The sequence below is a fragment of the Corynebacterium nasorum genome (genome assembly GCF_030229765.1).
GTDB lineage: Bacteria > Actinomycetota > Actinomycetes > Mycobacteriales > Mycobacteriaceae > Corynebacterium > Corynebacterium kefirresidentii.
Window position 1 is genome coordinate 167,350 of record NZ_JASPGY010000007.1, and the last position, 22,000, is coordinate 189,349.

A 22,000-nucleotide genomic window follows, 5' to 3' on the forward strand; every position below is an offset into this window, starting at 1 on the left:
ATGTCTAGCGTTTCTGAGCTTGGATAACGGCGGGAAAGCCCTCCTTAGGTAAAAGTTTTAGGTTCACAGTGGTGGACACTGGTGTAGCGTGTGACATATGACACGGACGGAAAGGTATGAGTCCTAAGCCACCCGAGTCTTGTCGGAGCCACACCCTAAGGAGGGATTTATGACTGCTCTTAGTCCCGAGGAATTGAGCACAGAAAGCCTCGCCGAAGTCATGGCCGCGGGCGGACGCCCAGCCGATAGCGAGCGTGAAATAAAGATCATCGATACCACCCTGCGCGATGCGCACCAGAGTATCTGGGCCACCCGCATGACCACGGAACACATCCTTTCTCTGCTGGATGACATCACCAATGCCGGGTTCGAGCACGTTGACCTAGTTGCCCCCATTCAGTTCGACGTGGCCGTGCGGTATCTCAAAGAGGATCCGTGGGAACGTGTGCGCCTCGTCCACGAGCATGCCGCCCCCGGTACTAAGTTCCGCGCGCTGATTCGCTCCAAGAATCTAGCATCCTTTGACTTCCTGCCGGATGATGCCATCCTTAACTGGACTGAACGCCTTTATGCCAACGGCTTCCGTGTCATTGGTTCTTTTGATGGGCTCAATGACATCGACAACATTGACAAGGGCCTCAAGCTTGCCAAGGAACTTGGCGCTGAGACCTTTGGTGCGCTGTCCTACTGCCTTAGCCCAGTGCACACCGATGAGCTCTACAAGCAAAAGGCGGAGGAGCTGCTTGAACGCACCGACGTCGACCGCATCATGCTGAAGGACGCCGGCGGATTGCTCACTCCGGACCGCATGAGAACCCTTATCCCGGCTATCCGCAGTTCCATTGGAGAAGATATCCCGCTGGAGGTACACACCCACTCCCTGACCGGCTTGTCCCCATTGACCTATCTCTTTGGCGCGGAGTTGGGCGTGGATTCCATTCACACCTCCATCGCTCCGCTTGCCAACGGCCCCGGTCAGCCTGCGACCCAGGCCTTGGTACGAGATCTGCGGGCGCTCGGCTATACCGTCAACGTTGACGATGATCGCATCGCCTCTGCCAGCGACCGGATCCAAGAAATCGCCGATACTGAGGATAAGCCGGTGGGGGTGCCGCGTGCTTTCGACGGCCTCCACTACATGCACCAGCTGCCAGGCGGCATGCTGACGAACTTCGAATCTCAGCTGGAAACTGCGGGCCTAGGAGACCGATTTGAGGAGCTTCTCTATGAGGTGGCTCGCGTGCGAGAAGAGCTGGCATACCCCATCATGATTACGCCATTTGCCCAGTTCGTGGGTACACAGGCCGTCATGAATGTGATGACTGGTGAGCGCTACTCCGTGGTCCCAAATGAGATTAAGAAGTATGCCCTGGGTTACTACGGTGAACCTCTGGCCCCGCTGGACCCAGAGGTATTGGAAAAGATCCTGGCCAACGGTTCCTCCGAAATCACCGAGGAAATCCCAGAACTCAAGCCGGTACTGCCGGGCCTGAAAGAGGCGCATCCGGACGAGGACATCGACACCCTGCTTTTGCGCGTTATGTTCGCCGGCAGCCAAGTCGATGAAATGAAGCGCTTCGTAGCTGAGGGCCGCGCCGGCGAGGGCGAAGGCGTCAAAGGAGGCGTCTTGACCTCCCTCGTCCAGCAAATCTACAACTCTTCCGATACCACCGACTTCCACCTCAAGACCTCTGACCTGGAAATTAACCTCACTAAAGGAGAAAAGTAATCATGACTGATACCACCAACCTGCAGGATCTGAAGGCCCTCCTGAAGTGGGCCAACCTTTCCGATGATATCCAGGAGCTGCAGATCAAGTATGGCGACATCGAACTCGCCATGTCCCGCACGCCTGGCGGCCTCGACCGCCCAGCCCCGGCTCCGGCACCAGCTGCCGCGCCTGCAGCTGCTCCATCCGCATCCCCAGCAGAGCAAGCTCCCGTACAGCAGGCGCCGGCCCAAGCGGAGCCTGCACCAGCTCCCGCTGCACAAGAACCCGCTGCTCAGGAGGAGCCAAAGGCTTCCGGAGCTCCGGCAGCAGAGGGCGAGACCGTCACCGCTCCTATGGTCGGTACCTACTATGCTTCCCCGAAGCCGGGCGCGGACCCATTCGTCAAAGTTGGCGATGAGGTCGAGGTAGGACAGGTGCTGTGCATCGTCGAGGTTATGAAGCTGATGAACAATATTGAGGCCAAGTTTGCCGGAACTGTCAAGGAAATCCTCGTGGATAACGAGGATGCCGTTGAGCACGGCCAGCCACTAATGATCATCGAACCAAAGTAAACCCCGTTCCCACACACCGATCTGGAGGAAAACATGTCAGATCTCTTAAATAGCGTTCTGATTGCCAACCGCGGTGAGATCGCATTGCGTGTTATCCGCGCCTGCAAGGAGCTGGGGATAAAATCCATCCTCGTCTACTCTGAGGGTGATAAGGATTCCTTGCCCGTTAAACTAGCTGATAAGGCCGTTTGCATCGGCCCAGCCAACGCCGCGAAAAGCTATAACAGCCCCGAGCTCATCCTTTCTGCAGCAATGGCTTTTAAGGCCGACGCCATTCACCCCGGCTACGGATTCCTATCTGAAAAGCCTGACTTTGTACGAATGGTAGAAGAAGAAAACATCGGCTTTGTCGGCCCCTCTGCCGAACACATTGGTTTGATGGGAGATAAGATCGAGGCAAAGCGCATCGCGCAAGCCGCCGGCGTGCCTACTGTGCCCGGCTCCGATGGCGTAGTCACCGAAATTGATGAGGCAATGGAAGTTGCCCGAAATACGGGCTTCCCGCTGCTTATTAAGGCGGCAGCCGGCGGCGGTGGTCGTGGCATGCGTGTGGTTGAATCCGAGGACACGCTGGAAAAAGATCTCAATGAGATCATGAATGAGGCCGAATCGGCGTTCAACGATCCCTCGGTGTACATCGAGCGCTATCTCACCGATATTAGGCATATTGAGATTCAGGTGCTTTCGGATGGAGAGAACGTCGTGGCCTTGGGAGAGCGTGACTGTACCTCCCAGCGCCGTAACCAGAAGCTTATTGAGGAAGGCCCGTCCCCGGTCCTGACCGAGGAACTCCGAGCGGGTATGCAGGAAGCTGCCATCAACCTGTGCAAGGAAGTTAAATACAAAAACGCCGGTACCATCGAGTTCGTCTTCGACAACACGGAAAACAAGTACTACTTCATCGAGATGAATACCCGTATCCAAGTCGAGCACCCGGTCACGGAAATGATCACCGGCGTGGACCTCATCAAGGAGCAGCTACGCATTGCCTCCGGACAGAAGTTGTCCATCAGGCAGGATGATATTGAGATACGCGGCCACGCTATTGAATGCCGCATCAATGCTGAGGACCCGAACCAAAACTTCGCTCCTCGCCCCGGCAAGATCGAACACTATCGCGTTCCAGGCGGCTTTGGTGTACGCATGGATACCCACATCGAAACCGGCTACACCATCCCACCTTTCTATGATTCTATGGTCGGCAAACTTATCGTGTGGGCAGAAGATCGCGATGAAGCCATCGCTCGAATGCTGCGCGCTATCGATGAGTTAGAGGTGGAGGGCGTGGTGACGACTGCGCCGTTCCAGGCGATGTTGCTCGATAGCGAAAAGTTCCGCAGCGGTGAGTTCAATACCGGTTATGTGGCCAAGCTACTGGAGAACACTGACTCCATTCCCGCGGATTAATAAATCTTCTGGTAGCTAGCCCGCACCATCTCATGGCAGTGCTGCCGCCACTCCGAGAGTGCAGGTCCCACAACCCTGGGCCTGCACTTTCAGTGTTTCTGCATTGTGCAATGTGGCAGAAACCATGCTTGGCGATGCCCCCAGCTGCTTATAAGAAAGGACGCCCTATGTTGGTCATTGCCGCCCTGCTGGTCGGCGCCATAGTGCCGGTACAGACGGCCATTAATACGCGGTTTCGTGAAAGCGTTGGCTCCCCAATTGTGGCGGGATTCTTTTCCTTTATTATTGGCTTGTTCGTTTCTGCGCTTATTGCTCTTGCGCTCACCGGCCACCTAATTCCGGATTTAGCCACCGCTGCGCAACAGCCTTGGTGGGTGTGGCTCGGCGGGTTTATGGGAGTTTCCTTCATCGTGGGAAATATTCTGCTTTTCCCTCGCATCGGCAGCGTGGAGACCGTTATCTTGCCTATCTTGGGGCAGGTAACAATGGGCCTGCTTTGCGATACCACTGGCATATTTAATTCCCCACACGTTGGAGTCGGCCCGCTGCGCATCCTCGGGGTGGCCGTGGTGTTGGTGGGAATCGCGTTGGTATTGGAAATCGGGCGCGGTGCCGCTACTACGCACGCCACAGCCAGTGGTGTGAAGCTGTGGTTGTGGCGGCTTTTTGGGGTTCTTATTGGAATGGGCTCAGCAACCCAAACTGCTGTCAACGGCTTCCTCGGCCGTGCATTGGGAAGCCCCCTTCCCGCCGGCGAGATTTCTCTAGCGGTCGGCGTGCTTTTGCTTGCAGTGCTGTCTATTGTCCCCCGTGGTCCGCGGCGTGCTCTTTTCACCCGTCCCGCCCCTGGTCCATGGTGGATGTGGTCCGGTGGAGTGCTAGGGGCTCTCTTCGTGGTTGGCGGGGCTACGCTTTCTCCCATCTTGGGCACGGGAACAACCGTGATTGGATCGCTGGTGGGATCAATTGTGTGCGGTCAGGTAGTAGAGTCGCTCGGCTGGGGGCATGCGCGCCGGGGACTGCCCCCTATTCACCGCGTAGTGGGACTGGCCTTAGTCATCATTGGGGTCGTGATGGTGCGTTCGCTCTAAAGCGTAGTGCCTTAGCGGCGCCAGCGCTCGAGCACCAGGCGTCTATCCAGTGACCGTGAAACGCAGGGCGCAAAGGCGCCGTCTGTATGCATTTGTTCATTAAAGACGGAATCTCGATTATCTGGCTCGCCTTCTATCACTTTCATAACGCAGGTGCTGCAGGTGCCTTCTAAACAACGTGACATCACCGGCAAGTCAGCTTCCTCGAGTGCCTCGAGTACAGTGACATTGGCTGGAACGTGTACGGTTTCCCCACAAAATTCCACGTCGAAAGCGCAATCGCCTGCACCGGCATTTTTCTCTCCGCTAAGCGCTTCCATATCAGGGTGGAAGTTTTCCCAGTGGAAATTCTGGTGGGGAAGATAGTCCAGCACTACCTCCTTTGCGCCGGACATGAACCCTTGCGGACCGCATACATAAAACACTGTTTCCTGCGGGGCTTGGGACAACAGGTGTCGGTAGATTTCTTCTTGCCGTGCACGGGGTGAGCCAAAAACTTCAATGAGACTATCGCCGCATATGCTGCGCAATTGGGGCAGCAGTACGGCGCGGGTAATGCTAGAGGCGAAGTAGAGAACCATGAAGGGTTTGCCTTGGCGCTGTAGCGATTGGGCCATGGAAAGCATAGGCGCAATACCAACACCGGCGCCGGCGAGCACATAGTAGCTGGCGGTGTCAACGAGTTCGAAGTTATTGTGCGCTGGGGAGATAAGTAACTCATCGTCCGCGCGAAGTTGCATCATGACAAGGGAACCACCTCGCGAATTCTCTTCGCGTTTGACGGCGATGCCGTAAGTTAAGTGTGCACCGGCGTTATAACTGGAGATCTCCTTGGATGGCATTTCAAAAACGGAGTACTGGCGCACTAATTCTATTTCTTCTGGCCCGGTGAGCGTGACGTCTACGTGGCAGCCGGGGGAGTAGTCGGGGAGTTTCTCTCCATCCTTTAAGCAGAATTCCAGCACCATAAGGTCATCAGCGACTGGGGTGACCTGCTGTACTGTGGCCCGCAGCCGCGAACCTTCGCTCCGTTTTGCTGTGCCTCGTGCCGGAGAGTGTTTTAAGGAAGTTTCGTCCATTGTGGCCCCTTTCTGCTCAATGGCGTGGGCGGAGCGAGGGAAGCCTGTGAAGCGTTCTAACGCTGTGCGGCCCATTCGCATCTCGCGGCACCACTTCACGCCATTCAGCTTTTAAAGTAATTGAGGACATAGTAGCCACTAACTGAGTTCTATGTCACTCATGTAGTAACACTGGGCCAGTTAAGCGCATTCGATACACCCACATGGGTGGGTGAAGGCTTCAAATTAAAAGATTTCCTGGCGCATCCTTCTGTCTTATTTCTCATGGTAGGGGGTGTAATTCAAGCCCTTCTGTCCACTGTTGAAAGTTTAAAGCAGAGCAAAATGGGTAAACCTCCGCGAATTCCATTGCGGTGCAATCTGACTCTCTATACGATGACCACTACGTATTAAAGGTGACATAGAGCACATATTGTTCAACAGTGTGTGGTCTCACACTTGAGTGAAGAAAGGGAGTCACTGCAATGTCAACCCCCACCAAGCCCTTGGCGAGCGAAACCACGCAGCCAGAGATTTTGCCGATGTCCGATAATCCTTATGAGGATTTCCGCTATTTTTACCGCGATGGAATGCCGCTACGCCCGGCGCCTAAGCGGCGCGTAGACAAACCGGGGTGGTCCACGCTTCGCCACAATATTTTTGACAAGTGGCACACTGTCCACGATGACTGGGCCGGGTATGACACACCCCAAACACGACTCCTAGATGACCATATGTGGCAAACGGATGAACAAGGCGCCGCTTTGGCTGAATCCTTCCGTCGCGATGGCGCAAAGAAAGCTCGGGCCGACTTTGAGCAAGCTCTAAATAAGGGCATCGAAACCGTCGAAGAACCGTCCTCAGAACTCGTTGCGTTCTTTGAGCAGGTAGATACTATTCCCGAGTGGATTGATCTGGAGGCCGCTGAGCGGGGGCGCGTAGCTTATTACAATGCCACGCCAAGCGCAGATTTGCTCACCTTCAATTTTGGTTATTGGGCTACCACCATGGAGGATCGCACCTCTGCGGCCACGGGTGAGACCGGCATGTTCGAATTCAAAGCGATGCAGCGCGCGCTAGAGACTTCCAAGTTCTTTGTTGATTTGGGCAAACAGGATGTCTTTGATCGCTTTGGGGAAGGCCGCAAAGCGGCAGTGCACGTTCGCCTTTTGCATGCACAGGCTAATAGGGGACTGGAAAAGCTATGGGGCCCAGAACACTACAACGAGTTCGGACGGCCGATTGGCTCGAGCTTCCTCGTTTCGGGTGAGGGCTGGTTTGCGCTCATGCCACTAGCCATTGACGAGATATTCGGTCGTCCTCACTCTGGACAAGACTGGGATGACGTAGCTCAGTACTGGGCTTATGTCTTGCACATGATGGGTGCAGAGCACCGTCTCATTCCAAAAAATGGTGATGAGATGCGCAAAATGACTGACTTCATTTACGCAAATGGTGGGCGGTCTTCCGCGTATCACCAGCGTGTTGCCACTGCGCTGATGTCCATTGTGGAACAAATGGATCCCAATCTGCCGCTAGAAATGCTGGGCTCGTTGGCCACGTTGGTTGGCCCTGAAGATACCAAGTTCATGGTGGAGGGGACCCGTTGGGCCGAATTGGACTTTAGCCAGGCTGCGAAGGATTTTGAGGAAAAGGCCCGTAAAGAGGCTGAAGAAGCCCGCGAAGCGGACCAACGACCAGACGCTGAAGCCTATAAGAAGCAGAAAGCTACTCAAGGTCGCCCGCCGTGGTCAAACGCCTTGGAAGAAGTGCAGGAATACATCAAAAATAACGAGCCCGACGTCAAGGTGGTCTGGACTTTGCACGACGATTCGAAAGAAGCAAAGCGCTAGATCCCGCGCCACCGATTTAAAGATTAGAAAGTGAAGTGACTGGAATGTCAACCCCCACCAAGCTCTTGGCGAGCGAAGTCACACAGCCAGAGATTTTGCCGATGTCCGATAATCCTTATGAGGATTTCCGCTATTTTTACCGCGATGGAATGCCGCTGCGCCCGGCACCTAAGCGGCGCACCCCCACCCCGAGCTGGTCCGTGCTGCGCCATAATATTTTTGATTCTTGGCACTCAGTGGAAGATTCTTGGGAGGGCTACGGTACTGCGCAAATCCGCCTTTTAGATGACCACATGTGGCAAACCGATGAGACGGGTGAGAAGCTCGCTCAAGCCTTCCGTCGCGATGGTGCGAAGGAATCGCGGAAGAAATTCGAGCAGGCGCTAAATCAGGGCATCGATACTGTGCGTGAACCTGCCCCTGAGTTGGTGGAGTTTTTCCAAGAAGTAGATCGGATCCCAAGTTGGCTAGATCTCGAGGCCGCCGAACGCGGGCGCGTAGCCTATTACAACGTCACCCGCACCTCAGAGATTCTTGCTATCGCCTTTGCTTATTGGGCAACTACGTTGGAGGATCGCACCTCAGCGGCCACAGGCGAGACCGGAATGTTTGAGTTTCAAGCCATGCAACGGTCTATTGAGACTGCACAGTTCTTTGTGGATCTAGGAAAGAAGAACGTTTTCGAGCGCTTTGGTGAGGGGCGCAAGGCGGCGGTTCGCGTGCGTTTGCTCCATGCCCAGGCAAACCGCGGATTGGAAAAGATGTGGGGTCCGGAGCACTATAACGAATTCGGGCGTCCAATCGGCTCCAGTTTCCTCGTCTCTGGAGAAGGCTGGTTTGGCATGATGCCGCTTGCAATCGACGAGTTCTTTGGCCGTCCGCATAGCGGCCAGGAGTGGGATGACGTGGCTCAGTATTGGGGATACATCCTCTACATGATGGGAGCGGAGGAGCGCCTTATCCCTAAAACTGGCGATGAAATGCGCAAGATGACTGATTACATCTATGGCAATGGCGGATATTCCTCTGCTTACCACGAGCGTGTGGCTACCGCGCTGATGTCCATCCTAGAAAGCCTCAACCCCCTCGTGCCACACGTTGCCCTTGGCGCACTATCTACCATCTGCGGCGAGAAAGACACCAAGTTTATGGTGCAGGGCACACGCTGGGAAAAGATCAACTTTAGGCCTTGGGCCATCCTCTTCAAGGCGGCCGCTAAAGCGGAAGCTCGTGCGGCCCGAGTTCGGGACAAGCTGCCAGGTGCGAAAAGGGCCAGGATAAAGCGTGCCAATAATGGCAAACCCCCTTGGACTGCGGTGACGGAGGTGATCAAAGACTACATCGCTAAGAACGAACCAGATACCAAGTCCGATTACACCTTGCACGATGACTCGAAAGAAGCCCGCAGCTAAACCGACTTCACCAACTCTCACCAGACTATAAGGAGAAACCACAATGAATGCACCAGCACCGTTGAGCGCCGTAAATGAATGGCCGGCCGGCCGCGGTAGCCGCGAAGAATTTGTGGCCAAGTATGGCACGCAGCGCGCAGACCGCTACCAAGAGGCCTTCTGGGCTATGGATCCCGTGGCAGACGCTCTATTCACCAGCGGTCATACGGTTAAGGAAATCATGCCCAACCTGCGCGAGGCCTTAGCTCGCGGCACCGCCGATGACAATACCCTGCCGGAGGTAGCGGCATTGATTGAGGATATGACCAAGGCACTTGCGGGTCTAGACGCGGAAAAGCTTGAGCGCGGTCGCCGCACCTACCTGTCCATCCCGCCGTTGAGCCACGGTCTGGCATTGGGCCCTGGTTCCTTGGTACATACGTATGCTACCCCGGCCATCGCTGACCTTTTGGTTAACACCGGCGAGCTTACTGACGGTGCCGTCAAGCGCCTTGCCTACACCACAAACTGGACCTATTCGCTCTACCTGCCGGATGCTTTGCAACCAGGAGGGGAAGGCTTTATTCATACAGGCATGGTGCGCGCGATTCACGCTCATGTGCGCCGCGTACATAACCGCAAGGGCTTGGACTATTCCGACTATGGTGCGCCGATTAGTGAATTCGACATGCTGCGCACCTGGTTCGACTTCACGTATATCCCATATGCCGGGCTGCGTCGTATGGGCTGGCAACTCACCGCAGAAGAAGAAAAGGACGTGTTCTATCTGTGGAAGATAGTCGGCCGCATGTTGGGTATCCGTTCCGATCTCTTCCACGGTGAAGATGGTATAGAGGCCTCGCAGGAGACCATGGATGCCATCCATGCGGTCGACGGCGAAATTAATGAGGCTGCCCGCCAGCTTGTCGATGCCCTGATGTCCGGCTTCGTTGTTAATGCTAAGGAACTCACCGGCTTCCCAGAAAACACGCTTGCAGATTGGACCGCTGCGCACGTGCGCATCATCCACGGCGATGAGGTGGCTGATGCCTGTGGCGTGGCGCAGTCCGTGATGCAGCCCATCTTGGAGATGGAAGCCCCACTAGTGCAAGAACGTTTTGACCTGCTGCGCCAAGACAAGGAAGCCCTCGAGGCGGAAATCCAGAAGAATGAGGACATGGTCCGCCAGATGCTTACCCGTGATGCCACCTACATGAAGCAGGATGAGGGCGTGAAAATGAAGGACGGCTCGATGGCCGTCGGCGCTTAAATCGGTGACATGGCTAACAAAAGTCGCGTACTGTTGTGACAGGCACAATGCCTGCGCGATGTACATCAATATCAACACCCCATAGGAAGGAAGTCCCGATGTCTAAGGGCTACGCAGTTACCAACCCCGCCACAAATGAAGTGGTAGAAACCTTCGATACCTTTACCGACGAGCAGATTCAGGATGCACTAGCCAAGTCTCACGAGGCCTTTCAAACCTGGCGTAAGACCCCAATTGACGAGCGCGCCAAGATTGTCTCCCGTGCTGCTGAGCTCTTTAAGGAGCGTAAGGGCGAACTAGCCAAGATTGAGGCCCAAGAAATGGGCAAGGCCACCCCGGAAGGGGAGTGGGAGATCAACTTCTCCGGCGATATCCTGCAGTTCTATGCGGATAATGCGGCAGAGCACAATAAAGACAAGCCAGTCGATGTACCCGGCGGAAAGGCCGTGGTTCGCCGCCTTCCCGTTGGCTCTCTCCTGGGTATCATGCCGTGGAACTACCCCATCTACCAGGTCGCACGCTTTGCCGGACCGAACTTGATGAATGGCAATTGCATTTTGCTAAAGCATGCCGAAATTACCCCGAAGTCCGCCGCTGCTATCGAGGAGATCTTCCGCGAGGCGGGCCTGCCCGAGGGCGTGTACATCAATATATATGCCGATCATGACCAGATTGCGGACGTTATTGCTGATCCGCGCGTCCAGGGTGTTTCTCTCACTGGTTCTGAGCGTGCCGGCGCCGCCATTGCGGAAATCGCCGGCCGCAACCTTAAGAAGGCTGTGCTGGAGCTCGGCGGCACTGATCCGTATATTATTCTCGATGCCGCCGATATCACTAAGGCGGCTGAGGAAGCCTGGGTCAAGCGCATCGAGAACGTCGGCCAGGCCTGCACCTCCAATAAGCGCATCATCGTCATGGAGGATATCTACGACGAGTTTGTTGATGAAATGGTGCGCATCGCCGAGGGAATGGCACAAGGTGATCCTTCCAGCCCAGCGGATAACCAGTACTACCCAATGTCCTCGCGCAGCGCCGCAGAGAACCTAGACAAGCAGGTCCAGCGCGCCGTGGACAATGGCGCCACCATCCGTACCGGTGGCGAGCTGCATGAAACCGCGGCCTATTACACGCCAACCGTGCTTACCGACGTCCCCGTAGGCTCCGAATCCTACTATGAGGAGTTCTTCGGCCCTGTGGCCGAAATCTATAAGGTCTCTTCCGAAAAGGAAGCAGTGGAGCTAGCCAATAACTCCAACTACGGTCTGGGCGGCGCCGTCTTCTCTGAGGACACCGAGCGTGCCACCAACGTGGCTGACCAGATCGATACCGGCATGATTCACGTAAACCTGGGACAGTACTTCTCCCCAGTGCTGCCTTTCGGCGGAATCAAGAATTCCGGCTATGGCCGCGAACTTTCTGTCTTTGCCCTAGATGAGTTCGTAAATAAGCAGTATCTGTACATCAACGACTAGGCCACAAGCCGTTCTAGCCCAGAGGTAATAGGGCTGAATACAAAAGTTCCCGCTTAGCTTTGCTAAGCGGGATTTTTGCTCCTCCAACTGGGCTCGAACCAGTGACCTACACCCTATTTAACCTGCATAAACACCCTTTTTAAGCCCTATTTGACGACAAATTGACGACATCTGAAATTTTTTCATCCACAGCACTACTCACCGCCTCCAAATCCTCATCGAAAAGATCCGCATAAACATCAAGCGTCATCGCCGCCGAAGAATGGCCGAGCTCACGCTGAATAACTTTCACATTCGCCCCCGCCGACACCATCAACCCGGCGGCCACATGCCGAAGCCCATGTGGTGTCACCCGTGGGAAATCCTCATACTTCGCCATGCAACGGTCCAACGCGTTGTAGTACCACTTGCCATGCGTCGGAGGCCTCATCGGCATGCCATCACGACGCGGCCATAACAAATCATCCGGACCTTTACCTTCCATTACCGGTATAAGCATCCGCATCACCGATGCCGGTACAGCCACTTCGCGTACCTCATGCGTTTTAGGCGTGCCAATAACTACCTCGCTGCCTACAGCGACGGCGTTACGCTCGACGTTGATACGATTCCGCAGCACATTCACATCCCGCACCCTAAGCGCCGCTGCTTCACCCCACCGCAAGCCTACGGTGCCCAAAAGCCACACCAATTCCTTATATCGGGTGCACTCGTCTACTAGTTGGCCGAGCTGCTCCGCCGTCAGATACACCTTCCTGGCCGCTTTTTTACGTGGAAGTTTCACACCTCGCGCGGGGTTTTCACGAATAGCTTTGTCCATGACCGCCAGGTCTAGAATCTGAGCGAGTACCGCATGGGCCTGCCGCACCAAGGATGCTGACCTATCCAGAGAGGATACCCATGCCTGTACCTCCGAGGGCTTAATGCTGGCCATCTTCCGCCTGCCCCATTTGGGCTCTACGTGGTTACGCCATACTGCCAGCATGTCGTGCTGGGTTTTGGGTTTTAGGTGCGTCAGGTTCGCTTGCCACGGCCTAGACATTTCGTTGATGGTGACTTTGCCGGCGTTGGGGTCAATCCAGTCTTGGTCATGAATGCTGGCGGCGTTTTTGTCAGCCCAGGCTTGGGCCTCATTCTTAGTGCGGAATCCACGCTTTGTGCGTGATTTGCCATCGGGGGAGCGGTATTGGACGCGCCAGGCTTTTCCCTTGTTGGTTTTGTAGGATTTGATGGAAGACATTGTGTTGGGGTGGGGATAGAAAAATGCTCTGGGCGTTGTAGTAACGCTCAGAGCACTGGTGGAGTTTGTTTTTAGTTAAGCGAGCTTGCCCGCGATGATGATGATTTTTTCGACAACCTTCAGTGCGTCCTGAATTTTGTCAAAGTCGATGTTCTTGATGAACTTGTCGACCTTCGCGTTGAAGTCTTCGGTCTTGCTGGAGAGCTGGTCGACCTTGGCTTCGAAGTTCTTCTTGTGCTCGGCATGTTTTGCGTCCAGGTCCTGCTTGTTTTCCTGGTGCTTGCTGGAGAGTTCCTCGAGCTTGTTGTGGATGTCGTCCTTGTTGAGTTTGGAGGAATTGGTCTCCTGCTCTGGGGCAGCCTCCTGCTCTGGGGCAGCCTCCTGCTCTGGGGCGGTCTCGGTGGTGGCGATGGCGTCTGCTGGGACGGTTTCGGAGGTGATGGTGTCGTCTGCCATTGCTGGTGCGATGGCGGTGGTAGTGGTGATTGCGAGGGTGGTTAGGCCGATGGTTGCCTTACGTAGCATGATGTCTCCTTGGGTGAATTCTTGAGGGATTTCTTTACGGGCAGAACGGTATATTAGTCCGCATTAAAGAAAAAGTCAGGTTTTTGTGTTGGAATGCACAGGGTCTGGGATGACTTTTGATTGTCCATGGTGTTAGCGGGGTGCCATTGACTGGGGCGGATGATGTTGGTGTTCTTGCTCGACGAAGTGAAAGCTCGGCCCCCTAGATGTATGTGCCGTGGAAATTTTTATTTTTTGGGGTGGGGGTAATTTCGGGGGTGAATGCGGCGGGCAGAAATCTCCTATTGTGGCGCACATCGCTTCTTAACTAAGAAAAAGCTGAAAATTCACAGATCAAACAATATTTATATGATAAGTATTATGAGAAAGCTTCTCACAGGTGGACAATGATAGGAAAGTGCCTATCCTGGGTAGCGAGGGAGAATGAAAACCATCCCCAACATTCGCTCTCTCAGAAAGGCACACAATGCTCATCCCTAAACCAGCAAAATTTGCCACCCCCATCGCGGTTACAGTAGCCCTCATTGCAGGGGGTATCGCAGCACCAGCACAAGCCCAAACCGCATCTGCTGACCTCAGCAGCGACACCGGGTCCGCTAACGGCCTTTCTTCCCAGGCCTCCAGCAAAGTCGCCAGCATAGAACCAAACACTGTACGGGCAGAATCCATCTACATCTACACCAACGGCGTACGCGTAGTCAACGGCCGCAAGCCGGTACGCAAAAGTCCAGCCCTCAACCACCTATCCCAAGACTGGGCAAACCACCTAGCCCAAGATGGCGAACTACAACACCGCCCCAATCACTGGGAATACTATCCCTCTAGCATCCCGGCGGGCGGAGAAAACGTACTCCAAGCATGGGACGACTATTCCAACGCTCAGCTAGTTAAATTGTGGGCCGATTCTCCAGGGCACCGGAAAATCCTTCTTGACCCCGACGCAAAATCTGTTGGCATAGGAGTTGCCAAGGATAAAGACGGAAAACTCTTCGCAGTCCAGAACTTCGGACGATAAACCAAAATCAGGCTTCAGGCTTCGAAGCTGATAAAGGCGTCACTAACAACCGCGTCGCATTTGCAGTAAAAGGTGACGCCTCTTCTTCTTTGTAGACATTAAGCAAAAGCTTGTACTAAACTCAGGTTCACTCGGTTTTGCTCGTTGAATCCGGGTGCCGGCAGTTCATTTTTGTGGAGTCTCCTTTGAGGGAATGAACAAAGAATGAATGATGTGGACTGCTGGTCTTTTGAAAGGTCACTAGGCTTTTTCGGGCGGCGTTTGTAGGGAACGCTGTAACCTGGTGGCCTTTCTTTTATGGCGTGAGGTGAATGCCACAGTCTCAGGCGTAGAATTATTAGATTCTTAATATTAGGGTAGGTCTTGTCAGCCAGTTGATTTGTTCTGGTTGACTTCCAGGGTTACTCATTCCCTGGTCTCCCATCGCATTTCGCCTGTGTTGTATGTGATGGGTTCTCTGGGAGAAGGCCACCAAGCTCTTATTTCATCCTTGTAGTTATGTGCCTGGTGGCCTTTTCTTCTATCCCGGGCGGGCTTTAAGTTCATTAGGGGCCAATTGCGGCTTTCTGGCGCCACATTCATGGTCTGATTCCCCGCCCTTGGTGCTGCACTTCCACATAACAAGCACCAAGGGCGGATTCTTTTTCAAAATTCGAGCATTTCTTGAACTGGTTTGCTCCTGCTCATTGCCTTATTGAATAGAGCGTCGAACTGAACCTTGTCCTCAGAAATCTCCATGATGGTTATAACCTTTGCTACCTGACGCTCTAGGTGCGCGACTCCGGTGTCCTCAGTGAGATGCTGGTGATGCTTTCTTGCGCGGTTGCCTTGTTCATTCTTGGGGTTTAAATCACGTAGTTTCTCGAGGACTCCTTCCGGCATGTGCTCGTAGATGTATTTGTTGATGAAGCGCCCAACGTACTGTGGATGATGGTGGTTTCCTGGGACAAACTTCCATCCTTGTAGGCGGTAGATTTCGCGGAAGAATGCTTCAGGGAAGCGGCGCACCCATGGCTGGAACTCTTCTGCAATATAGGCGTCGAGTAGTCGTTGCAGTTCATCCTTCGCCCTCGTTTCTTGGTATCCCGTGGCCTCATCAACGAGCGCCGTAATTCCAACGAGAGCGAGAGCTTTAATGACTTTTCGGGCTGCTTCAGCTGCCGGTTTCTGGCTGGGAAGCAGAACTCCGGCTTCTTCGGCGTCGAGGTAGACATTGCATACCCGAGGAAGGATTTCTGCATCGTAGCCGTTTAGTATCTGCTTCTTGTCCCCGACTCGGTAGTCGACTCGTTGGAGTATTTCCTCGAGTTCGGGACCAATGAAGGGGGCGAGGTTCTTGGCTTCAATGAAAGGGGCTCGGTTTTCTCGGCTGGTGCGCCGACCGCGGGCGGGGCGTCCAAGTGTTGTGAAGATGGAGGCTTGGCTAATGATTCGCCGACCATCTTCTAGTACGTAGCAGGACAGTTCGGTTCCGTCGATGTCGATTGTTCCCTGGTGGGTGGCTCGTTGTATTTGACGTCCCCATCGGGCGTCGGCTGCTTTTTGGCCGGCTACTTTTCTTGGGTCTGGCTTTGGGAGTTTTCCGCTATGCGGTTCCATAATCGCATTTTATCACGAAGTTTTAGTTGCAACTTGGCCACGCTTTCTACCTGGTATTTCATCTAATCGCCGCAGTTCGTCAGCCCATGTTGATCACCATACGGTTTAGCATTCGCATGCACGTTTTAGCGGATTGGTTTATAATCTGTCGAGTGCTGGGCGCGGTCTTGCCCCATACTGCTGATGGACCACAACGCCCCGTGGGCCTAGGGTGCCCCGTGTCCGAGCACAGCTCCACGGGGCCACCCCAGTTTTACTGCGCTAAGCATTCCTACTTTCTAGAACGTGATTCGCGGCTCTGTACCAGATTCAAGAGCCTGAACTCGATGGTGCAAAACGAACGCATCCAGAATCCACCAGATTCCTAAACCTCCACCAGTAAACAGCTGCAGTAGGCCAATCCCAATGTTTCCTAGAAAGAAACGGTGTCCACCGAACAGCCCGAAGAAAAACCAAATTGTCCACAAAAGAAGCCGGTTAATCTGCCTTCCCGGAAGGTATTGCGGTGAATGACCGGAATCCGAGTAGTAGAAGTTCTGCTGTGGCTCCGAGGGGTAAGGGGAGGGCTGCGCATATGATTTCTGCCAGCCCTCATACGGGCTAGTGTCCTCTTGCTCAATGTCTTCCGCAGGCATTCTATGAGCTTCCACCCAGCGTGGGTCCCAATACTCTTCTATGTAGTTACTGAAATGGGTCCATGCCCTCCGGTTATCAGCTGTGAGTTCCACACCATCCTTTTCGAGTGCTGCTTCTGCTTCTGCCATAGTGGGCATTTCCAAGCGCACCGAGGCGTAGAAGTCTTTCTCCCAATCGCGGCTAGTCCATACGCGTCCGGGTACTTCGATGGTGCCGCCGGCGTCGTGGACAGCACAGGCAAGCTGCCACCAATAGTCCATGTCCTCCTCTGGCAGCCAGCCCAAAGTATTGATTGATTCGCGGACGATGATCGCTTTGTCCATGCCGTAGTAATCAGTAACTGGCAGTAGCTCAAGGTCGAGTTCAATCTCTTCCCCTGGGGCCGCTGAATTGTCTTCGGCCAGTTCACGAAGGTTGGAAAAGAATAAGCCTTCGCGGTCGACTTCTTGGGTGTAATCTTCGCCAAGAATTTTTAGGAGGGTCATTAGGCTACTTGTCTTTCGTGTAGGGTTTGCCAGGTTTTTAGGACTTTGACTGTGACGCCTAGTTCGTGGGCTAGGACGTTGGGGTGTGGTCCGTAGATTGCCTCTGTGGTGGCGTAGTCGGTGGAGTTGATGACGAGTCGGGCGGCGAACCTGTCGGCGCGTATTTCGTGGGCGCCGTGGTGGCCGGGAGGGTCACCGTAGTGTGCGTGGCCTAGCTCGTGGGCCAAGGAACACAGTGTGGTGGCATCGTCCATGCCTACGCGCAGGGTGATGGTGTTGCGGTGGGGGAGCCATGCTGCTTTCGGTCCGCCACGATGCCACCTCACCCGATACCCGCGCCGCTGCGCCACATCAATGAGGGCATCAGTGTTAATCAATCAAATCCTCACCTCGCTTCTCACGTTCGGCCTGCTCGTCAGGGCTACTATCCGCCGCGTGCGGTACGGAATCATCCCATTCTTGGACCAGGCCATCATCGTCATCATGCAGTGAAGCAGACGGGCCGGACACGGGGGTGAGATGCGGGGCTAGACCAACGGTGTCCTCGTCCCCCTCGTTGCCGAACAGGTAACGCGCCTGCGGGTCAGAACGACGCATGATTTCGTCCAGTAGCTGCTCATTGGTGGCTTCATGGAGGGCAACTTCTACGTCTGGCCCTTGGAGTTCGTAGTCATTGATGTATTCGGTCTCTATGAGGCCAGACACGGGGGAGCGGTCATAAGCGCGACATAGGGCAATGACCGTTTCGGGACGCAGATACCCGCGTGAGAGTTGGCGGGAAATGGTGCTCTGCGCGTAGTCAGCTTTTTTGGATGCAGTAGCGCGGGTGTCTTCTCCGATTAAGTCGGTTAACCAGGTTTCAAAGTTCATGATCTGAACTCTAGTTGCAATGTGTAAACGTCGCAAAAGGTGCAGGTTAAATGGTCTGACGGGGGTAGCGATAAGGGGTAGACGGGTTGGGGGTAGTTGCGGAAGGTAATTCAGAATGGCAACATGTATTTCACCGGCGCAGAACGGCACCGGCAACAAACTTCAAAACTACATGGAGGTAACTACATGGCTGTCATGGCACCGCCCCGGTTCACCTTCCGCCCCGGAGCCCTGGACGCAATCATGCGCTCTAGGAATCTGCAGACCGAGGAACAGCTAGCCCTGCTCATCGGCGTTCGCACAGCGGACATTCCAAAGCTGCGTGCCGGGGCAAAAGTAACCGCAGAACTCGCACTACGAGTATCCGCCCTACAAGGCGACAAAAACTACATCGGCGCCTGGTTCGACCAAGTAGAAGAAACCGCTGCGTAAATCCCTAGAAATGAAAGGAGGCACCCACGATGCCCAATCATCTGGTGCCAGTCGACGGGAGCAAAGCCTCGCCGTTCGACGCAATTAAGAATATCACAGCTGATGGGCATGAATACTGGTCAGCCCGCGACCTTATGCCCATGCTCGGGTATGGGGACAAGTGGCAGAACTTCGCCCAAGCTATCGAGCGCGCCAAGCTCGCCGCCGAGGTGCAGGGTCACGATGTGAACAGCCTTTTTACTGGCGTTAGTAAAAAGTCCGGCGGCCGCCCGCAGAAGGATTACGAACTCGCACGCTTTGCTTGTTACCTCGTGGCAATGAACGGTGACCCCCGCAAGCCGGAAATCGCCGCAGCGATGTCCTACTTCGCCATTAGGACTCGTGAGGCCGAGACCCGCCCGGCCGCTGCTCTTCCGCAGGATTATGCGTCGGCTTTGCGGGAGCTTGCCTCCACCGTGGAGGCTAAGGAGCTTGCTGAGCGGCAGGAGCGTGAGCAGCGTGAGCTTGCGAATAAGCGAGCTCGTGCTATTGAGGCCCAGGCTCCGGCTGTGGCTAAGGCACAAGCCCATTCCGGGGTTGCCGAGTGGAAGGGTAAGCAGAATTTTGCCCGTGAGGTCCAGCAGTGGGGCGACCTACAAGGGTTGGACATTAAGCAGCAGAGCGTGCTTCGTCTCTTGGCCCGCAAGGGAATGTACATCGCCGCCGGGCGGGCAGACAGCGGTCAGGTCAAACGAGACGCGGTGCGCGCTGGGTGGGGCAAGAACGAAAAAGGAGTTGCCGACAACGGCCACGCCTACACCCGCCCACTAATTAGCCCTAAGGGGCAGGACGTGGCCTGGAAATGGATTGTTAAGGCCGTCGCAGAGCACGGCCAGGAACTCAACCCGAAAGAAGGAAAGTAATGCGAGAAAACACTCTTTACCGCGCACACATCGTCGAATATCCAGAGTTTGAACGATACGAAGCCTTTGACGAGCGCGGAGAAGGCGGGGTGTGGACCTGCCCGGTCGGCTGGACTGCTGACGCTGACTACATCGAGCGATTCGGAACTAACAAGTATTTCGAGCCGAACACCGACAAGTTCTATAAGTCGCGGTCATCTGCGAAGGCGCGTGTGGACCTGCTCAATTCGATGGGGTACATCGCGATTGTGCAGCGGTCCGCCCCGGTGGAATGGCCGGCAGATGGGCAGGAACGCGTCGAGGCTAAACAGCCGGTGGGCGTGTCCGAAGCTATCGCGGTGCTTAAGCAAGCCGGGGTCATTCAATCCGCCGACGAGCTTTTTTAGAGGAGGTGAACCAGCATGACCGACAAAAGCAAGGAAACCCCCGACGCTGGCAGGCCAGGGGCAACCGTGAATATTTCTCGCGAGAAGGACTACACCGCGCAAGAAGTAGACAACCTACTCATGGCGATTACCGGGGACAGTCACGTCAACATCACGAATAAGGGACACAATGCGCGTGATAGCCGCTTGAGGCGGTGGCTGAAGGCAGTCGTTCGCAAAGCACGCTGGCGGTGATGTAGATGTCTGTTAAGACGGTCGCTTGGATTGTGTCTCTGGTTATTGTTGCTGGTTTGGCCGTGTTGGTTATTTCTGTTTGTTCGGCCATCCTGGCCGGTCGCCGGGACGCTCGACATAGGGACGACGAGCTTTCCAGTAACCAATCGGTGCCTTTGTCGGAGTTTCCTCGAGTTTCTTCGACCACCTTTTACCTAGACGGCGACGGATTCCCAACCGGAGCGGTGTCCACCAGTAGTACTTCCACTCTTCCACCCGGTTCCTCTGGTTCAAACGGTAACGAACCCGGAGAGCCTGAGCCTGAAGGCCTTTCCCTGAGCGACGAGGAACGAACCATGTCACAAGAACCTCATCAGGGTAGTGGGAAAGATTCAGAGTCTCTAGTAAGTCTCCAGATTCAAATTTTGGACTTTCATGCAGTAGTTGATGTTTCTCGCCGTTCTTTACCCAGACAGAAAAGCGGTGGAGAGGAGAAATCCCGTTGTGCTTGACGAATAGGTCCAAGCATTCTGATTGCCGCAATTCGATGTTTATCGAGTAAGAGGTTTCCTTAACTTTTTCGAGGTTAACCTGCTTTTTGGCTAGCCACACAGTGAGTGGGGCGAAGCCAAGGCTGGCGGTGGCGACGACAAGATTCCAATCCATAAGTGGAGTTTAGCCCGACTAGCAGGCGGGGGAGTGCAAGCCTCCCTGCGGGCACGGGGACCAGCATGTCCCAAAGTTTCGACACAGTGACTGAATCTTAACGGGGTTCGGGTTGGTCGGAAATGTTGTATGAGAACTGAATTAGTGAAGAGCGCCGGATGATACGGGCTAGGTGAGCATGTTTCTTAGATTGCCACGACCCTAGCAGGCAGTAATGCAGGAACCCCGCCCTGTGTGGTGGGAGGGAACGAACGGCGCCGACATAAAAGGTAGCGCAGAGTAGACAAACCACTTTTCTTTTACACCTACTACAGGGGCTAAAGGGAATGTGCTTACAGAAGACCACTGGGGTGCAACTCCCCGGCTGCGCACTGGGTTGGGTGTGGAGTGTTACTGGCTCCGTAAGTGAAGGCGTGGGTGGCCCCGCCACTAGCCCACGCCTGCACCCAACCCTCATACTCTGCACACGATAGGAGAAACCATGGCAAATAAATACGTTCCCGAAGACCTCAGCCTGATGGAAGCAGCCTGCGTCAACTGGGTACTTTCAGCAATTAAAACCGATATTCTCTCCGGCACGCCAAGCGGCAAAGCCATAGACCAAGCACTTCAGGAAATAGAAAGAAAAACTTACCCCTCAGAGACCGACCCCGATGTTTCATCGTGACCATCTTTGGCTTCTGGGGAATCGTTAGTACCTGAAGAAATCGCAGGCAATTCTTCTTTCACCAATTCATAAAGATCTTCTCCTGCCTGTTCAACTGCAGACGAAGCCAAGATAGTGCCAGCAAGCACCACTGAACCAGTAGATTTCTTGAAGAATCCCCAAGCGCCTTCCTGCGCTTTTTGATAGAACTTTTTGTCTTCTGGGGCATCCGCCGCTTCTTCGAGTGCTTCCAAGATGTATTTCAATTCATGGAGAGCATCGATGATTTTGAATTCACCGTAAAGATCTAGATCTTCGAGACAACCCCGAAGATGCTGAATGATTCGAATCGAGTGCTCACGCAAAAATCGATGTGATTCGTCGAGTGCTGAGACCCGGTGCAGAAGAACTTCCAGGAAGTTGGAGAACTTTTCTGAAGAGCCTTCTTCAAACTTCGGAATCACAAAGTCAAGAAGAGCTGCCTGAAGTGCCCCGGGTTTTGTTCCTAGGCGTTTGCCTTGATTTCTATTATTGCTTGCGGCGGGTGCTGGTCCCAAAAT

General features: G+C 54.5%; 22 protein-coding genes and 1 pseudogene. 14 read left to right on the forward strand and 9 right to left on the reverse strand.

What is annotated here, in order from left to right; translation table 11 throughout:
* Positions 1-169: 169 nt before the first annotated feature.
* The 4 genes from QP904_RS08850 (at position 170) to QP904_RS08865 (ending at position 4,781) form a co-directional block, all read left to right on the forward strand.
* Entirely contained in the window at positions 170-1,729 is a 1,560-nt protein-coding gene (locus tag QP904_RS08850) for a hydroxymethylglutaryl-CoA lyase-like TIM-barrel protein (RefSeq protein ID WP_023021020.1), read from the forward strand.
* Positions 1,730-1,731: 2 nt separating this feature from the next.
* Entirely contained in the window at positions 1,732-2,283 is a 552-nt protein-coding gene (gene accB / locus QP904_RS08855) for an acetyl-CoA carboxylase biotin carboxyl carrier protein (RefSeq protein WP_023021021.1), read from the forward strand.
* Positions 2,284-2,316: 33 nt separating this feature from the next.
* Positions 2,317-3,690, forward strand: coding sequence for an acetyl-CoA carboxylase biotin carboxylase subunit (accC, locus tag QP904_RS08860; RefSeq protein ID WP_023021022.1), 1,374 nt, complete (start codon positions 2,317-2,319; stop codon positions 3,688-3,690).
* A gap of 167 nt (positions 3,691-3,857) precedes the next feature.
* Positions 3,858-4,781 carry a DMT family transporter gene (locus QP904_RS08865; protein WP_284835913.1) on the forward strand — a complete coding sequence of 308 codons (924 nt, stop codon included), beginning with the start codon at positions 3,858-3,860 and terminating at the stop codon, positions 4,779-4,781.
* Between the two features lie 11 nt (positions 4,782-4,792).
* Here QP904_RS08865 and QP904_RS08870 read toward each other — a convergent pair whose 3' ends face one another.
* Positions 4,793-5,860: a PDR/VanB family oxidoreductase gene (locus QP904_RS08870; RefSeq protein WP_284835914.1), complete on the reverse strand. Its 1,068-nt coding sequence runs from the start codon at positions 5,858-5,860 to the stop codon at positions 4,793-4,795.
* Positions 5,861-6,324: 464 nt separating this feature from the next.
* Here QP904_RS08870 and QP904_RS08875 point away from each other — a divergent pair, with 464 nt between their 5' ends.
* The 4 genes from QP904_RS08875 to QP904_RS08890 all read left to right on the forward strand — a co-directional run bounded on the left by QP904_RS08875 (position 6,325) and on the right by QP904_RS08890 (position 11,825).
* Positions 6,325-7,692, forward strand: coding sequence for an oxygenase MpaB family protein (locus QP904_RS08875; RefSeq protein ID WP_284835915.1), 1,368 nt, complete (start codon positions 6,325-6,327; stop codon positions 7,690-7,692).
* Between the two features lie 44 nt (positions 7,693-7,736).
* Entirely contained in the window at positions 7,737-9,104 is a 1,368-nt protein-coding gene (locus QP904_RS08880) for an oxygenase MpaB family protein (protein WP_284835916.1), read from the forward strand.
* Positions 9,105-9,147: 43 nt separating this feature from the next.
* Entirely contained in the window at positions 9,148-10,353 is a 1,206-nt protein-coding gene (locus QP904_RS08885; RefSeq protein WP_284835917.1) for an oxygenase MpaB family protein, read from the forward strand.
* A gap of 98 nt (positions 10,354-10,451) precedes the next feature.
* Positions 10,452-11,825 carry an NAD-dependent succinate-semialdehyde dehydrogenase gene (locus tag QP904_RS08890; protein WP_284835918.1) on the forward strand — a complete coding sequence of 458 codons (1,374 nt, stop codon included), beginning with the start codon at positions 10,452-10,454 and terminating at the stop codon, positions 11,823-11,825.
* Positions 11,826-11,964: 139 nt separating this feature from the next.
* On the opposite strand, the gene QP904_RS08895 is transcribed toward QP904_RS08890, so the two are convergent.
* Together QP904_RS08895 and QP904_RS08900 are read right to left on the reverse strand one after the other, a co-directional pair.
* On the reverse strand, positions 11,965-13,065 hold the full coding sequence (locus QP904_RS08895; RefSeq protein ID WP_259825534.1) for a site-specific integrase: 1,101 nt from the start codon (positions 13,063-13,065) through the stop codon (positions 11,965-11,967).
* Between the two features lie 75 nt (positions 13,066-13,140).
* Entirely contained in the window at positions 13,141-13,590 is a 450-nt protein-coding gene (locus tag QP904_RS08900) for a hypothetical protein (protein WP_259825533.1), read from the reverse strand.
* A 466-nt stretch (positions 13,591-14,056) separates the two neighbouring features.
* On the opposite strand from QP904_RS08900, the gene QP904_RS08905 reads away from it, so the two are divergent.
* On the forward strand, positions 14,057-14,605 hold the full coding sequence (locus tag QP904_RS08905) for a CAP domain-containing protein (RefSeq protein ID WP_259825532.1): 549 nt from the start codon (positions 14,057-14,059) through the stop codon (positions 14,603-14,605).
* A 645-nt stretch (positions 14,606-15,250) separates the two neighbouring features.
* On the opposite strand, the gene QP904_RS08910 is transcribed toward QP904_RS08905, so the two are convergent.
* The 4 genes from QP904_RS08910 to QP904_RS08925 form a co-directional block, all read right to left on the reverse strand.
* Positions 15,251-16,204 (reverse strand): P63C domain-containing protein, encoded by a 954-nt coding sequence (locus QP904_RS08910; RefSeq protein ID WP_259825531.1) that lies wholly within the window; start codon positions 16,202-16,204, stop codon positions 15,251-15,253.
* A 278-nt stretch (positions 16,205-16,482) separates the two neighbouring features.
* On the reverse strand, positions 16,483-17,325 hold the full coding sequence (locus QP904_RS08915) for a TM2 domain-containing protein (protein WP_259825530.1): 843 nt from the start codon (positions 17,323-17,325) through the stop codon (positions 16,483-16,485).
* Positions 17,325-17,702, reverse strand: coding sequence for an ImmA/IrrE family metallo-endopeptidase (locus QP904_RS08920; protein WP_284835919.1), 378 nt, complete (start codon positions 17,700-17,702; stop codon positions 17,325-17,327). Before QP904_RS08920 ends, QP904_RS08915 begins: the two co-directional genes overlap by 1 nt.
* Positions 17,695-18,195 carry a hypothetical protein gene (locus QP904_RS08925; protein WP_284835920.1) on the reverse strand — a complete coding sequence of 167 codons (501 nt, stop codon included), beginning with the start codon at positions 18,193-18,195 and terminating at the stop codon, positions 17,695-17,697. Before QP904_RS08925 ends, QP904_RS08920 begins: the two co-directional genes overlap by 8 nt.
* A 186-nt stretch (positions 18,196-18,381) precedes the next feature.
* Here QP904_RS08925 and QP904_RS08930 point away from each other — a divergent pair, with 186 nt between their 5' ends.
* Genes QP904_RS08930 through QP904_RS08945 form a run of 4 tightly spaced genes read left to right on the forward strand, consistent with a single transcriptional unit; the run spans position 18,382 to position 20,149 of the window.
* Positions 18,382-18,627 carry a hypothetical protein gene (locus QP904_RS08930; protein ID WP_284835921.1) on the forward strand — a complete coding sequence of 82 codons (246 nt, stop codon included), beginning with the start codon at positions 18,382-18,384 and terminating at the stop codon, positions 18,625-18,627.
* Positions 18,628-18,656: 29 nt separating this feature from the next.
* Entirely contained in the window at positions 18,657-19,529 is an 873-nt protein-coding gene (locus QP904_RS08935; RefSeq protein WP_284835922.1) for a BRO family protein, read from the forward strand.
* On the forward strand, positions 19,529-19,915 hold the full coding sequence (locus QP904_RS08940; protein WP_284835923.1) for a hypothetical protein: 387 nt from the start codon (positions 19,529-19,531) through the stop codon (positions 19,913-19,915). The genes QP904_RS08935 and QP904_RS08940 overlap by 1 nt, the downstream gene beginning before the upstream one ends.
* Positions 19,916-19,930: 15 nt before the next feature.
* Positions 19,931-20,149: a hypothetical protein gene (locus QP904_RS08945; protein ID WP_284835924.1), complete on the forward strand. Its 219-nt coding sequence runs from the start codon at positions 19,931-19,933 to the stop codon at positions 20,147-20,149.
* Between the two features lie 69 nt (positions 20,150-20,218).
* Here the strand turns inward: QP904_RS08945 and QP904_RS08950 are convergent, their stop codons facing one another.
* The gene (locus QP904_RS08950; protein WP_284835925.1) at positions 20,219-20,794 is read right to left on the reverse strand and encodes a hypothetical protein; all 576 of its coding nucleotides are present in this window, start codon (positions 20,792-20,794) and stop codon (positions 20,219-20,221) included.
* 481 nt (positions 20,795-21,275) lie between these two features.
* Between QP904_RS08950 and QP904_RS08955 the strand changes: the two genes are divergently transcribed.
* Complete coding sequence (locus QP904_RS08955) at positions 21,276-21,461, forward strand: hypothetical protein (protein ID WP_284835926.1); 186 nt, start codon at positions 21,276-21,278, stop codon at positions 21,459-21,461.
* Here the strand turns inward: QP904_RS08955 and QP904_RS08960 are convergent.
* Positions 21,425-22,000, reverse strand: a pseudogene (locus QP904_RS08960) (hypothetical protein); the annotation flags it as partial. The gene QP904_RS08955 and the pseudogene QP904_RS08960 sit on opposite strands and share 37 nt — an antisense overlap.